Here is a 12,852-nt window from a genome sequence, read left to right on the forward strand (position 1 = left end):
CTAGTCGAAAGGATAGAGTTTATATGATTAAGGTGTTTATATGATTAAGAAGTTTATCCGAATAGTACCTATTATCTTATCTTGTGGTCTATTCATTGCATTAATGAGTGGATATGTAAGCGATAAATCCCCTTTGATAAGCTACGAGTATTTTGAAAATGTGAGATTACAAGTAGAAAATGACTTTAAGTCCAATAATTTCACTTCCATTAATGTTAGTCATCCTACGGAATATACTAAGATAACATCGTACCCAAGTACGCAGTGGAATTCTGAGAATAATAACTCATATAAAGGAGATACTTTAAAACCAAGACAAATAGATTTTTATTACCTAAATAATCAAAATAAAAATGCAATTACAAAGGTAACCTTGTTTTATGCTCCCGATTCAATTGAAAAAGATTATATTAGAGTTGATTACTTTGACAGCCTAAAATACACAAATAATGTTCAGGAGAACTACCGGAGTTTATCTATGGTTCCTCATTTTGAGGTAGCTTTTAAAGGGAAAGGGTATTACATTTATGTCCAGACGACTTATCTTCAGCCGTACTATAATGAAAATTCTATAACTGACGTAGAGAACCTAGGATTAATATCATTAAATGCTGAGTTAGTGCGCCAATTACAAAATTTTTTGATTTCGAATAATTTATAAGATGATGAGTATTAAATGCCTCCCTATCCTAAAAATCAAAAGGAATAATTTATGAAAAAATGGCTCAATCATAAATTCTGTGGGATGGTGGATTCCTTACGTACGTTTTACGACTCATATCGAATAACTTGAGGAAGAAGTATTCATCATCTGGATAGCCATACCCTTGTCGACGTAATGTCTTAATCTTGTTGTTGATCCCCTCGATTTGACCATTCGAAATACGGTAGGTCGCATAAGCTATAATCCCTTCAAAATGTCTGTCCATCAGGCGCCCAAACCATTGCAGGTGCTCATTCCCCGAGGCATAGCATACTTCCATGACCTCCGTGATCAGACTAGCCATTTCCGGCTCACTGGCGGCCTTGTACGCCTCCGAGAGCATCTCTTTGACAAGGTCAACTGTGAACAGAAGCTGGTTCTCCTGGATGAACTGGTCGTACTTCTCCTCACTGCCAGGACGACGCGTGATCTCTGCCCTTTAGAGGAGCGTGCCGCCCTTGGACAAGGGTTTGCCCTCCGCGGCCTCCCGGTCTTTGCGCTGCAGCGTCTCCCGAGAAGACATCAGGATATAGCGGGTCCTCTTGAGGGACTCAGCAGCTTTGTACTCACCCACCGCCTGAAGACGCCTCTGCTCGTCTTTGCGCACTTCAGCGACCACTTTGTCATTGAAATTCTTGATGATGTGGAAATGGTCGAAGACCGGCTGGATGTGGGGGCACTTTTCCTCAAAGGCTTCTTGGAAGTCTGAGTTCATGTCCGAGGCGACTGCTTCAACACCGTCCATCCACTCGAGACCGACGTGCTCAATGAAGTCATAGACGACCTGCTTGCGCTTGCCATGGGCGATCCAGAGGATATGGCCAGTCTCTATGTCGATGATATGAGTGGCGTAATGGTGGCCCCGGTGAAGCTTGAACTCGTCGATGCTGAGGCACTTTGCCTGCCGCTGGGGCTTGATGAGCTTGCCATCAAGGGTGTACATTTCCTCCAGGCGTTTCAAGTCGATCGCTTTGACCGTGTTCTTGCCTAGACCAGTAATCTCAGCGACCTGTTTGAAATTGTAGGTTCCGATGGCGAGAAGGTCCCTGGTGTACTGCAGGAGGGCTTGTGTGATCCGATGGCCTTGTGCCTGGAAAGACACCTGTTGGACCTTGGTGATCCCGCAGGTTGGGCACAGTAACTTATTCTTGCCGAACTCCAAGGACGTATAAGTGTGCCCGAAGTTCAGGTGCCAGAGACTGCATGGGGACGTATTGTTGATGTGCATGAAGCCCCCGCAGTTGGGGCAGGCGCGATCGGTGTCATCTAGCTTGAGGACTCCATGCAACTGAACAACACTCTTACCGGAAACGGCGATATGCTGCGAACTATGCGTATTAGTAAACCCAACAAGGGATGAAGGGATGTGCAGAAAATTTTAGGAATCAGTGATTGTGTTAGCCTGTCCGTTCTGTGTATAATTCATCAGAGCCTCCGCTGTGCTTGGATTTGTACATCCGTCCAGATGCATTTCCATCATAGCGCGGGGCTCGTTCTATTATCAAATGTTATGCTGGTTTGGGGAAGGGATCTAGTCGGTCAATCCCACAGAATATGTGATTGACCCTAATAATTTATGAAATTCTCCAGAAAAATTTTTTTGTTAATAATTGTATTGGCTACTATAAGCATTCCTATTAATGTCTCAGCAACAACAATTAATTCTTCCAAGGGAATATATGGAACATACACATCTTTCAATCACCTTTACGATGCATATCAGGATGCAATAAAAAAAGGTGATACTCGAAAACAAGAAGAACTGCTCGCTATAGGTAGAAGTAGTCTTGAAGCAGAAATGGAAATATCAAGTGATATTATTCAGCCTCAGTATGATCCAGATCAAATGTACTGGATAAATCAATTTCCAAATTACTTCAGCTACGGGCGTTTTGAGACAAGATCTAATGGTATAACACTTAGTCTCGGAAATTTTAAGAGTTATTGGTCATCAACCGACAAAATAAATGGTTGGAATTCAGTTTATGCTAAATTTGCAAGCAGTTCCAATTGGAATAATACAAACATTATGAAAGAACAATTTTATTGTCACGCCAGATTGGGATATGCTGCAATTGAGGCGGAATGGAATCTAGAACCTTGGAGAACTTCTATGAACCCAATAACATGCAATTAAATATGGCTTCCTCAAATGGATAAATTATTAAAGAAATCATTTCTAATACTTTTATTCTCAATTTTAACTATTATGATTGGCGTTTTATTAAATAATTATAATGCAATAAAAAACGATACTACTGATACTTTAGAAATGGATGTTATTGCCTATTTATATGCAACAAAGAAGTTCATTCCGATATCTGTTGATGGTATAAATCAAAAAATAAGGAATGGCGATGCTTTTGTGCTATACATTGGTAGAATCACTTGTCCGAGTTGTCGGAAAATAGTGCCTGCACTTGAGCGTTTTTCAACGTCAAATAGGGTTGAAATATATTATCTAGATAGTGAAGATACCAACATAAACCCAACTGTTAAAAAATTCAGAGATGAACATGGCATATCGGTTGTTCCTTCAATAATTAAATTCGAGGGTAAAAATAATTATAGATTCGTTAAATTTAATATTAGTGGTAATTTAAAAGTAATTGAAAAGAGTTTGACGGATTCTTTAATTGAATAATTTGTTAGTTAAATGAGGTAAATAAATGTTTTTATTATTTGGAGTTGCTTCGATTATTTTTTCTCTATTAAATTTAGTGAATTATTTTAAAGGGAAAAATCCTAAATTATTTAGATTTATTAGTATGTCTTTGTCATTGCTCACGGTTGGTTTGGTGTATGAATTAAATGCTCAATATGTATTATATCAAGATTTCAATGGTTTAATTGATGTAACCCCCCCAATGAGAGTTATAGTATGGGTTTTTGTGGTTTCGTCCATTATTATTAATAGTTTTACTCTGGCTGATCACTTGATAGATCGCAGTTAAAATTCAAATATACGAGCTAGCGCAAGTACTGGAACAAAGGGCACCTCTAATGCTCAACGATTACTCAATTGTCCAACGATTTGCAGAAAATATGCACACCCTACCAACTGTCAAACGATTCAAACGCAATCTCAGAGTTCTAACGACCATATTGATCATCACTTCACCAGGAAGACTCTCAAAATTGAAATTAGAGGTCTCTGAAAACCTTCAGGAATCCCTTGTTTCAACCCGTTCCAAGACAAAATAAAACCATCAATCGATAAAATATTTTTTATCAATTGATGGTTTTATTTATGGTGGAGATGACGGGAGTTGAAAAGACTCTATGATGATATAAGAGTGAACACGATAGATGTTGATTTAGAGCGGATTCGAGGGAGAGACCACATTGTGAAAAGATGGAATATCGGTCATCTGTTACTCACCAATTACTCCCGAATTATGCATCACAGGATCGCATCAAGGCGATTCACAGTCTTCTCTTTCATTGATTCCAGGACGTGCGCGTAGATCTCCTGAGTCAGCTCAATGGAGCTATGGCCGAGTAACTTGCTGATAGAGTGGATGGGCTCTCCCAGTTCCAGCAAGCGCGTGGCGTACGTGTGGCGCAACCCATGGATATTTACATTCGGTAAGCCGTTTGCTTTCTCGAGGGCTTTCAGGCGGCGCAAGGGGCGCTTGTCGTCCATGGGTGATCCGATCTCATCCGGGAATAGCAGCCCTTGATCCTTATATGGTTCTTTCATGGCTTTGATCTCGCGGATTCGCTGGTCGATCAAGGCCTTCATCTTTGTTGGCAGAGGGATTCGCCGGACGGATCCTTCTGTCTTTGTCTCGACGATCTCCAGAACATAGTGATCAAGCTCGTGATCGATGAAAACTGGATTACGCTGCAGCTGCTTATTGACCATGATTGAGCTGCCATCGTAGTCCAGACGGGTGAGCGCCAGAGCTTCCCCAATCCGTAGTCCAGTACCCATTAGAAAGTGAATTAACGGGTCTGTCACCCACTTGTTGCCCAGGGCAGACAAAAGGATCTGTTGCTGCGGTGATGTGAAGACATTGCCCTGGACCATAGCGAGTGAATCAGGATCCCCGGAATAATCCCTGCTGTTGTCTGGGGCGATAGGAAGCTTCAAGCCCTTCATAGGGTTCTTCTCGATATAGTCCTCAGCTTCATGCAGGCACGTTGTCAGACGCGCTCTGATGGTCTCTAGGCGCTGTCTGGACCGTCCGTCTTTGGCGAGCTGATTGAAATACTTTTGCACGTCCATCTTGGTGATCTCAGCAATCGGCATCTTTGCGATATCGTACGGTCTGATGTGGTTATTAAGGATCCCAATGTGGCTGGCGACGGTTCGTGGTCGGACCGTGTGGTATTTCGTTTCAAAAAGCCACTCCTCATACCAGTCCTCCAGGGAAATATTTCCAGAGTATTTGACCAGCCCGTATTTCCGGCGCAAAGCCTGAAGGATGTTTACGGTGTCAGATTCATCCTTTGCAGTCCGACGGATTTGCTTGCCGTCTACGGTGACGGCTACGATCCAGCGATCTTTCCTGGCGTCGTAATAGATGGACCCTTCGCCTGGTTTACGGATTTTCATAGTTATGTCCTCTCGTAAAATCTTAGAGCGACTCCAGGTGCCTCCTCCTCAATTTTCATGACCTTGCCGTCCTGCCCCTGAAAATAGAAGCTACCACCAAAAACCTGAGCAACAACATTCTTGTCGATGTATTTTCTGACATTGAAGGTGTCTGTCCTTTTGATATAGCCAATGGTCTTTTTACCTTCAAGCTTAACCGCAATAGCATTTGGATCGTATTCATTCTTAGGCTCTGGTACAAGTGAAACAGGGATAGTGATGTTCGAATATTCATAGACCCGTTCGCCAGACTTTGCTTTTTCTTCGATCTCTCCCTTTGTCATGCCGCCGTAAGGGAGGCCCATATACTTTTTTAGAACCTTATCATGATCATCGTATTTCAGCCCAGTGACATAAGTTGTGTATAGCGCGTCTTTCCAAGATCCATGATCCTCCGCTTTATTCTCTAAGACCATTGTGTTTTGGCGGTCTATGCGTCGCTTGAAGTAAAAATAGCCACCAACAGCAATAACTACTCCGAAAAGAATTGTAGCCAGGTCGCGTTGTGAAATCCCGGCAATAACAACGATAATTCCTAGAATAACGACGGTCTTTTTGTTCAATTTACTCATCTCTTCACCTCTTACATAGTTGCGGTAGTTAAACATTACAATAGTGATAGGACAATACTTAGCTTAAAAATAAACTCCTTGAAATAAAATTTTAGACCACCTACAATTGAATTAGAACATATGTGCGAACTGGAGGGCTAGAAATTGACTAAAACTCAGACAGAATACGCAAATGCTATCATCGACTTCATTTTGTTTTTGGAACAGAGGCGCTATCCTCAATATAGCGGCCAATCGCAGAGCGTGCGATCTCCATCAATCGAATCATCGTCATCTGGTCCAAGTCAGAAAGGCTAGTTACATTTTCCATCATCACCAGCGCGTCAATTGAATCCTTTAGCCCTTTAAAAGCGTCGTCGTCTGTGGCGCTTTTTTGGGCTTTACTCTCATCCCAGCCCATTAATTGAGTAGCTGGAACATCTAAGGCTTTTGCAAGAAGGTAGATTTTGTCTCTTCCCATATTAGTGATTTCGCCTGATTCATACCTTGCAATTGTCGGGCTGGACACCCCTATCATATCACCAAGCTGTTTTTGAGTAAGACGTAATTGCTTCCGTCTAAATTTAATAAGATCTTTCAATTCCATTTGTGTCACCCCTTGGGTACATCATATTAAATAAATTGCGTTTTTGCAATAATTATTGCGAATATGTATTGACACGCAATTTTTAACTGATATCATAAAAGTACGGAAACGCAAATTGAATCGATCGGAGGTGAATTCAATGTTTGACAAAGAGGCTTTAGAAATTCTACTCGTGAAAAAGAAGAAAACTAAAACAGAGCTGGCTAAACACCTTGGAATTAACGAAGCGACTCTCTACCGAAAAATGGATGGTCAATCTGAGTGGAAACGAAACGAGATGCTGTTAACCGCTCAATTTTTAGATGAGCCTGACTTAACGGCCATTTTTTTTAAAGAGTAATGTGCGTAAACGCACAAATTAAGGAGGCTAATGACGTGAGCATGCACCAGGACCTGATGCACCTGCAAGACATCGCAGACTACTGTGGCATATCGAAAGACCTTGTACGGCGTGAGATCGCAGCCAAGAGGTTAAAGGCTAGAAAGACCGGAAAGGGATGGACAACACTCAGGCACATCGTGGAGGAGTTCCGCGAAGAGTACTACCAAAGAGGCGATAAGGAGGAATGACCAAATGAAAATGTGTGTTGACTGCTACGATCGGGCGATCGATATCGAGATACTTAGCCAAAAGGAGCTGCTGAAGAAACTCGTCCGGTATGTCGGATCAGACCTTAATGCCGGTGTGGATATCTACGAGGACTGCTGGACCGGGGAGCTGGTCGGATGTATGAACAGCTGACCAAGCAGCAACGGGACCATATGCTGCTCAAGTTTTACGGCCTCTGGCCATGGAGCTGGCTGCGGATCTCCGAGGATCACGAATCAGTAACATTCATGCTCAAGAAAGACAACAATATCAGAATTACACTTCGATGGTAGGAGGAAAGATGAACGAATTAACCATTATCAAAAATGATCAGGCGGTGACCTCGTCGCTGATCGTAGCAGAGCAGTTTGGAAAAAGACATGACCACGTGCTAAGGGATATCGATGACATCAAGGGGGTTACCCAAAATTGGGGAGACCTATTTCAGGAAGAAACCTATATCCACCCACAAAATAAGCAAGAGTACCGGATGTACTACATGAACAGGGACGGCTTCAGTCTGTTGGCCATGGGGTTCACCGGAGCCAAGGCGTTGACCTTCAAACTCAACTTTATCAATGCATTCAATCAGATGGAGACTGAACTAAACAGCCCCGAGAAAATCATGGCAAGGGCGCTCCGGATCGCTGACCAGACAATCAACCAGTTGCAACTTGAAACAAAGGTAAAGGACCAGCAGATTGCGGAGCTCAAACCAAAGGCTGATTACTATGACGACATCCTGAAAAACAAAGGGCTTGTTACTATCAGCCAGATCGCTAAGGACTATGGTATGAGCGGTCAGGAGATGAACCGGACGTTGAAAAACCTGGGTGTACAGTACAAGCAATCCGAGCAGTGGTTAATGTACTCGAAGCACCAGGACAAAGGTTATACCCATTCCGAAACCGTACAAATCACACACACTGACGGACGTGCGGATGTAAGGATGATCACGAAATGGACACAGAAGGGCAGGATCTTCCTGTATGGATTACTGAAGGACAATGGCATTTTGCCAGTGATTGAACGAGAAGATCATTAAAGACTGAAAGGAGATAAAACAAATGTTTAGAAGAAAAGTAAAAGAGGATCCGACGGAGCTGCAGTTGCTCAAGATCCGAGTTCAGAACATTGAGAAAGAGATTGCTGAATTGAAAAGAGCCCCCCAGGTGCAAACTGAGGAGCTGGAAAGCATTGTAAAACTTAAGCTAAATGGAGAGAACTTTACTTAAAATCTTTTTCAATTAGTTCAATAACCATCTCATATGCATGCTTGTATTCCGAATAGAAATCAAAACTGACCTTTTCACCCGAATGGGCATCTCTTAAAGCTGCATCGTATAGCATTTTCCCATATTCTATCGCGATATCGTGAGCACGCTGCTCATTACTAATTCCCACATATCTCACCTCCCTCCATATCAAACTCGGCTCGCTACAGCCTGTACCCCGATTATAGCAGGGAGACGCTACAAAAATAACTAACTTAAGGAGGTATGAAGAATGCCTAGAAAATTCATTGAAGCAAGCAAATTGATAAATACTCTGGATTTCAGAATTGAAACCAGGCAACAAATGATGCAGGATTCCGATGAATCGCAGCATGAAAAACACGAGGCGGTGATCATGGCATACCAAGCCATCAAGAAAAGGATAAGAGAATTACAGAATGAGGCAGGAGGGGTAGATCGTGGATGATGGATTGTTAGGACTGCTGCTGGGACTGCTGCTTATCGCATTGCCTTACATGGTTTTCGCCTATATCGGCTTCAGGATGGGGATGATCTGATGAGCAGACGGAAAAACATCGCAGATTTCTACGGCCGGAAACTCACTCCGGAGGAAGATGACTACAGCGCCGATTCTTTCCCGGATCGGAAATGGCGAAAGAACGAAGACATAGCGTTGATCATAGACGACGACAGCAGGAGAAACTCAGAGGTAAGGATTATTAAGGAGGCAAAGAAGTGAAACTTTTTTTACTGGCACACATGCTCATGGAGCGGTCCGGGCTGGATTGGCACATCGGGATCAGCTTTGATGGCGAGATCTCCGGCACCCTGGACGATCATGATTTTTGCTACAACCCGGAGCTGATGACCGCAGAGCAGTTCATTGCTGACCTAGCTGAGATCATCATTCAGGCCCAGGTAGATGGGGATGAGGAGGAAGAGGAATGACTGACCTAACGAACAAATGGCTCTGGATGCAGACCATGAACTACGCGCTGGATGTCATCAAATCCCTGCATCAGCGCACGCTCTACCCACTGGACACGTATCACGAATGGAAACATGTCGATTATGATGACCAGTTGCGGAATGTCTTTGAGTACGCCTTGACCAATTGGGAAACAGTGACATATCAAGGAAAATCCTCAAAGCAGGATCGGTACAGCATGGGATATGACCTCACAGCCAACGGAAAAGGCGTAAGCGGAACGTATAGGGACTACGAGGTGCAAATATCTTGGGGTCAGGTACAAAAATTTATCCGGGACATGCTGGACTGGCAGCCCGAAGATTCACAGGTAACAATGTTCGAGTTTTTATCCACGGAGGCAGAGAAGGAATGATAGACGAAAAAACGATTAAAGCAGCTTGCGAAACAGCAATCTGCGACACTCGTGAAAGATATTCCACCCTTAGAGTATCGGGGTACTCATTTGACGATTTACTGCCCGAACGATACACGATTTGGATTTTGGAAACCTCAAGGAATGCATTTTACAAGCAGGAGACCGAAAAAGAATGAAAAAAGGTATGTACATCCTTAAATTTGAGGACGAAGGCGAAGAAGTTTACGTAGAGGTACTGGGCGGGATAGGAACAGAAGAGGTCGCTCAGTTGTTCGGTTTCTGTGTATGCGCACTGCTGGACGCGGGCGCTGATGTAGATGAGCTGCATGCAGCCATTGACAAGATTAAGGCGGAAAGAAATGAAGCTACAGTTTGACGCAGAAGAAATGGGAAAAAAGATTGAGCACTACCGCAAACAGCGAGGGATGACGCGTGCTGATCTGGCGAGTGCGATTGGCTGCTCACAACAAGCCATATCTATTCTTGAGTGCGGAAACGCCGATCCTCGCCTCTCGGGAATCACAAACATCGCCAATGCCCTGGGCGTGGAGCCGTCCTGGCTGCTGGCTTGGAAGCCGGAGGACGAAGAATGACAAGAAGAGGCGTAACCAATACAAATTCACACAAGGAGGCATAAAAAAATGAAAAACGAAATTAAGGACGTGCTCATGAGAGCGCTTGAAACGGAACTAAAGAGTGAAGATGTCAGAACGTATCTGGTGAATACCTTGGTAGACAATCTGCTGAAGCTGGAGGAGAAATGGAGAGGTTCGGATTATCAAGGAGGCAAACAGATGAATATACAGTTTGACGAAAAACAGACCGGAAAAAATATCAAGTCCTACCGTAAACAGTGGGGATGGAGCAAAAAGGAACTGGCTGAACGTGCAGGAGTGGCCGTGGCGCTGGTTGACCACTACGAGAAGGGTACTTGGACGATGAATTTTTACACCATTATCCATATCGCCAATGGGCTGAATGTTCACCCGGATTGGCTGCTGGCTTGGAAGCCGGAGGATGAAGAATGACCGTAACAATCAACACGTTGGATGGCAAGGAAACCAGACTGGAAGGCGAAGCTGCTGAATCAGTGATTACACTGCTAGATTGGCCTGGAAGCACGCAGCACTGGATCAAGGTAAAGTCTGGTGAGGTTATGCGATGGATTGCAGTGGACTCTATATGCACTGTGAGTATCAGCGAATAAAAAAAGAGCCTTTGAAAGGCCCCGACTTAATAACTCAAGGAGATTATAGCATATGTTCAAAAATATTACACTTGTCAGCATGGATCTGACCAACTTCAAGGGAGTGCGATCCCTTCACGCCAACTTTGGAAAAGTTACAAATGTTTATGGAGATAACGGAGCCGGAAAAACCACTCTCTTTGACGCATTCTCATGGCTTCTCTTCGATAAAAACTCAGCAAATGAATCCAGTTTTTCCCTGAAAACCAATGATGAGAACGGAAATCCGATCCACCACTTGGAGCATCGTGTCGAGGCGAAGTTGGAGATAAACGGAATCGAGCTCAGCTTGAGCAAGACACTGAAGGAAAAATGGGTAAAGAAGAGGGGAAGTAGCTTAGAGGAGTTCTCCGGTCATGAAACGAAGTACGAAGTAAACGGAGTGCCAGTCACAATGACGGAGTACAAATCTAGGATCCAGGAATTGGTTGATGAGAAAGCATTTATGTTGCTGACTAATCCGATGCAGTTTTCTATGGCCCAGGGATGGAAGGAGAGGCGGGAAATCCTGTTGAAGGTGCTTGGAGAAGTATCTGACCAGGATGTCATCAACTCCAATCCTGAAGAGCTTGAAATGCTCACGTCTCAGCTTGAAAAGCACTCGATTGATGACCTGTTAAAGATCACAAAGCAGATCAAAAGCCGACTTAACGATGATATGAAGATCATCCCGGAACGAATCAAAGAAGTGCAGCTCTCAAAGATTGATCCGATCCCGGGGAAGGAGTTGCTAAAGGAAAAGAAGAAGCTCCAGGACAGGATTTTTGACATCAATCAGGGGCTTAAGTACAGAACCAGCCTGGACGACCAGAGATTAAGCATCAAGCAGCGGATATACACCTTAGAGGGGGAATTGCTCAAGGCGAAGCGAAACGCTACAGAGAGGCAGGAAACCGCTATAGCGGGGTTTAAGAAGAAATGGCTCGAAGAAAGCTTGGGCCTTGGAAACTTAAAGTCGGATCTGACAGCTTGTGAATCCGACTACTCTCGAAATAAGCGGCAGCTGGAGAGGATCCAGGCCGATCTTTCAGAGAAGCTGACTCAATACAAAAATCAGTACACAACAGTGTTTAATCCTTCCGATGATTACACAGCGTGTCCAACGTGCGGCCGTCCATATGATGCTGATCATATCGCACACACCAGAGACAGCTTGGAAGCTGAATTTAACCGCAAGAAGTCTCAAGTACTTACAGAGATTAAATCCCAAGGTGATGACTTGAGAAATCGGGAAAAAGAGGCTTTGGCAAAGGATGAACTTCTAAGATCAAAGATTGACAGTCTCTTGAAGGCTATTGATGAAGCCGAACAGACTACAGCAGAAGCCAAGAAGGAATATGAAAAAGCGAAAAATATCGAAATTCCACAGTCTGAAGACATCACGAAGGTCGAAGAGGAGATCAAAAAAGCCAATGAAGAAATGAGCACACTGACGGATGACGGAGCAGATCAGAGTCTCAAAGATGATCTGAAAAATCTGAATGCGAAGATTGAGGTTATCGACAGAGAATTGGCTAAATCAGGAATCAACGATCGAGCCGATAAGAGGATCCAGGAGCTGGAAGAGGAGCTGGCTGAAAAGTCTGAGGAATTTGTTCGTGCCCAGCAGACGGAATTTGCAGTTGAAGAGTTCATGAAAGCAAAGGTCCGATTGCTTGAAAGCAGGGTGAATCAGCACTTTACAGCGGTTCGTTTCAAACTTTTTGAACAGCAGATCAACGGTGGACTGTCGGAAACCTGCGAGGCTCTGGTTAATACCAACGGCTCTTTGGTGCCCTTTAAGGATGCCAATCACGCCGGAAAAGTAAATGCGGGCCTTGATATCATCAACACTCTCACTGACTACTACCAGACTAGTGCTCCAATCTGGATCGACAGCAGAGGCGAAGTCAATCGCCTAACTCCCACTAAAGGGCAGATCATCAATCTCTACGTAAGCAACGATAAGAAAATCAGAATTGAGCAGGAGGCCTAA

At 43.8% G+C, this 12,852-nt stretch carries 24 protein-coding genes and 1 pseudogene; 20 read left to right on the forward strand and 5 right to left on the reverse strand.

Annotated features, from left to right (window positions below; genetic code table 11):
- Nucleotides 1–40: 40 nt before the first annotated feature.
- The gene (locus P6M73_RS05835; RefSeq protein ID WP_277855175.1) at nt 41–661 is read left to right on the forward strand and encodes a hypothetical protein; all 621 of its coding nucleotides are present in this window, start codon (nt 41–43) and stop codon (nt 659–661) included.
- A 64-nt stretch (nt 662–725) separates the two neighbouring features.
- Here P6M73_RS05835 and P6M73_RS05845 read toward each other — a convergent pair.
- Nucleotides 726–1,931 (reverse strand): annotated as a pseudogene (locus P6M73_RS05845) (ISL3 family transposase).
- 372 nt (nt 1,932–2,303) lie between these two features.
- Here P6M73_RS05845 and P6M73_RS05850 point away from each other — a divergent pair.
- The 3 genes from P6M73_RS05850 to P6M73_RS05860 are packed head-to-tail and all read left to right on the forward strand — an operon-like array spanning nt 2,304 to nt 3,657.
- Nucleotides 2,304–2,840: a DUF2599 domain-containing protein gene (locus P6M73_RS05850; protein ID WP_277855177.1), complete on the forward strand. Its 537-nt coding sequence runs from the start codon at nt 2,304–2,306 to the stop codon at nt 2,838–2,840.
- 15 nt (nt 2,841–2,855) lie between these two features.
- Nucleotides 2,856–3,347, forward strand: a complete 492-nt coding sequence (locus P6M73_RS05855; protein WP_277855178.1) for a DUF6568 family protein — start codon at nt 2,856–2,858, stop codon at nt 3,345–3,347.
- 25 nt (nt 3,348–3,372) lie between these two features.
- Complete coding sequence (locus P6M73_RS05860; RefSeq protein ID WP_277855162.1) at nt 3,373–3,657, forward strand: hypothetical protein; 285 nt, start codon at nt 3,373–3,375, stop codon at nt 3,655–3,657.
- A gap of 449 nt (nt 3,658–4,106) precedes the next feature.
- Here the strand turns inward: P6M73_RS05860 and P6M73_RS05865 are convergent, their stop codons facing one another.
- From P6M73_RS05865 to P6M73_RS05875, 3 genes are all read right to left on the reverse strand, one after another.
- On the reverse strand, nt 4,107–5,264 hold the full coding sequence (locus P6M73_RS05865; RefSeq protein ID WP_277855179.1) for a tyrosine-type recombinase/integrase: 1,158 nt from the start codon (nt 5,262–5,264) through the stop codon (nt 4,107–4,109).
- A 2-nt stretch (nt 5,265–5,266) separates the two neighbouring features.
- The gene (locus tag P6M73_RS05870; protein WP_277855180.1) at nt 5,267–5,875 is read right to left on the reverse strand and encodes an HIRAN domain-containing protein; all 609 of its coding nucleotides are present in this window, start codon (nt 5,873–5,875) and stop codon (nt 5,267–5,269) included.
- A gap of 187 nt (nt 5,876–6,062) precedes the next feature.
- On the reverse strand, nt 6,063–6,461 hold the full coding sequence (locus tag P6M73_RS05875; RefSeq protein WP_277855181.1) for a helix-turn-helix domain-containing protein: 399 nt from the start codon (nt 6,459–6,461) through the stop codon (nt 6,063–6,065).
- 139 nt (nt 6,462–6,600) lie between these two features.
- On the opposite strand from P6M73_RS05875, the gene P6M73_RS05880 reads away from it, so the two are divergent.
- The 6 genes from P6M73_RS05880 to P6M73_RS05905 are packed head-to-tail and all read left to right on the forward strand — an operon-like array spanning nt 6,601 to nt 8,285.
- Entirely contained in the window at nt 6,601–6,801 is a 201-nt protein-coding gene (locus P6M73_RS05880; RefSeq protein ID WP_277855182.1) for a DUF739 family protein, read from the forward strand.
- 35 nt (nt 6,802–6,836) lie between these two features.
- Complete coding sequence (locus P6M73_RS05885; protein ID WP_277855183.1) at nt 6,837–7,031, forward strand: MerR family transcriptional regulator; 195 nt, start codon at nt 6,837–6,839, stop codon at nt 7,029–7,031.
- Between the two features lie 4 nt (nt 7,032–7,035).
- On the forward strand, nt 7,036–7,203 hold the full coding sequence (locus P6M73_RS05890; protein ID WP_277855184.1) for a hypothetical protein: 168 nt from the start codon (nt 7,036–7,038) through the stop codon (nt 7,201–7,203).
- Nucleotides 7,188–7,343 (forward strand): hypothetical protein, encoded by a 156-nt coding sequence (locus tag P6M73_RS05895; RefSeq protein WP_277855185.1) that lies wholly within the window; start codon nt 7,188–7,190, stop codon nt 7,341–7,343. The genes P6M73_RS05890 and P6M73_RS05895 overlap by 16 nt, the downstream gene beginning before the upstream one ends.
- Nucleotides 7,344–7,351: 8 nt before the next feature.
- The gene (locus P6M73_RS05900; protein ID WP_277855186.1) at nt 7,352–8,095 is read left to right on the forward strand and encodes a Rha family transcriptional regulator; all 744 of its coding nucleotides are present in this window, start codon (nt 7,352–7,354) and stop codon (nt 8,093–8,095) included.
- 22 nt (nt 8,096–8,117) lie between these two features.
- Complete coding sequence (locus P6M73_RS05905) at nt 8,118–8,285, forward strand: hypothetical protein (protein WP_277855187.1); 168 nt, start codon at nt 8,118–8,120, stop codon at nt 8,283–8,285.
- On the opposite strand, the gene P6M73_RS05910 is transcribed toward P6M73_RS05905, so the two are convergent.
- Nucleotides 8,278–8,454, reverse strand: coding sequence for a hypothetical protein (locus P6M73_RS05910; protein WP_277855188.1), 177 nt, complete (start codon nt 8,452–8,454; stop codon nt 8,278–8,280). The genes P6M73_RS05905 and P6M73_RS05910 overlap by 8 nt on opposite strands.
- A 102-nt stretch (nt 8,455–8,556) precedes the next feature.
- Here P6M73_RS05910 and P6M73_RS05915 point away from each other — a divergent pair, with 102 nt between their 5' ends.
- The 10 genes from P6M73_RS05915 to P6M73_RS05960 all read left to right on the forward strand — a co-directional run bounded on the left by P6M73_RS05915 (nt 8,557) and on the right by P6M73_RS05960 (nt 12,852).
- The gene (locus P6M73_RS05915) at nt 8,557–8,751 is read left to right on the forward strand and encodes a hypothetical protein (RefSeq protein ID WP_277855189.1); all 195 of its coding nucleotides are present in this window, start codon (nt 8,557–8,559) and stop codon (nt 8,749–8,751) included.
- A 90-nt stretch (nt 8,752–8,841) separates the two neighbouring features.
- Nucleotides 8,842–9,024 (forward strand): hypothetical protein, encoded by a 183-nt coding sequence (locus P6M73_RS05920; RefSeq protein WP_277855190.1) that lies wholly within the window; start codon nt 8,842–8,844, stop codon nt 9,022–9,024.
- The gene (locus tag P6M73_RS05925; protein ID WP_277855191.1) at nt 9,021–9,233 is read left to right on the forward strand and encodes a hypothetical protein; all 213 of its coding nucleotides are present in this window, start codon (nt 9,021–9,023) and stop codon (nt 9,231–9,233) included. Before P6M73_RS05920 ends, P6M73_RS05925 begins: the two co-directional genes overlap by 4 nt.
- Nucleotides 9,230–9,628, forward strand: coding sequence for a hypothetical protein (locus P6M73_RS05930; RefSeq protein WP_277855192.1), 399 nt, complete (start codon nt 9,230–9,232; stop codon nt 9,626–9,628). Before P6M73_RS05925 ends, P6M73_RS05930 begins: the two co-directional genes overlap by 4 nt.
- Nucleotides 9,625–9,807: a hypothetical protein gene (locus P6M73_RS05935; protein ID WP_277855193.1), complete on the forward strand. Its 183-nt coding sequence runs from the start codon at nt 9,625–9,627 to the stop codon at nt 9,805–9,807. The genes P6M73_RS05930 and P6M73_RS05935 overlap by 4 nt, the downstream gene beginning before the upstream one ends.
- The gene (locus tag P6M73_RS05940; RefSeq protein ID WP_277855194.1) at nt 9,804–10,007 is read left to right on the forward strand and encodes a hypothetical protein; all 204 of its coding nucleotides are present in this window, start codon (nt 9,804–9,806) and stop codon (nt 10,005–10,007) included. The genes P6M73_RS05935 and P6M73_RS05940 overlap by 4 nt, the downstream gene beginning before the upstream one ends.
- A complete protein-coding gene (locus tag P6M73_RS05945; protein ID WP_277855195.1) occupies nt 9,991–10,224 on the forward strand; it encodes a helix-turn-helix domain-containing protein in 234 nt (77 codons plus the stop codon). The genes P6M73_RS05940 and P6M73_RS05945 overlap by 17 nt, the downstream gene beginning before the upstream one ends.
- Nucleotides 10,225–10,272: 48 nt before the next feature.
- On the forward strand, nt 10,273–10,659 hold the full coding sequence (locus tag P6M73_RS05950; RefSeq protein ID WP_277855196.1) for a helix-turn-helix domain-containing protein: 387 nt from the start codon (nt 10,273–10,275) through the stop codon (nt 10,657–10,659).
- Complete coding sequence (locus P6M73_RS05955; RefSeq protein ID WP_277855197.1) at nt 10,656–10,838, forward strand: hypothetical protein; 183 nt, start codon at nt 10,656–10,658, stop codon at nt 10,836–10,838. Before P6M73_RS05950 ends, P6M73_RS05955 begins: the two co-directional genes overlap by 4 nt.
- Nucleotides 10,839–10,890: 52 nt before the next feature.
- The gene (locus P6M73_RS05960) at nt 10,891–12,852 is read left to right on the forward strand and encodes an AAA family ATPase (protein ID WP_277855198.1); all 1,962 of its coding nucleotides are present in this window, start codon (nt 10,891–10,893) and stop codon (nt 12,850–12,852) included.

The sequence above is a fragment of the Anaerococcoides asporogena genome (assembly GCF_029590275.1).
Taxonomy (GTDB): domain Bacteria; phylum Bacillota; class Clostridia; order Clostridiales; family Clostridiaceae; genus JG1575.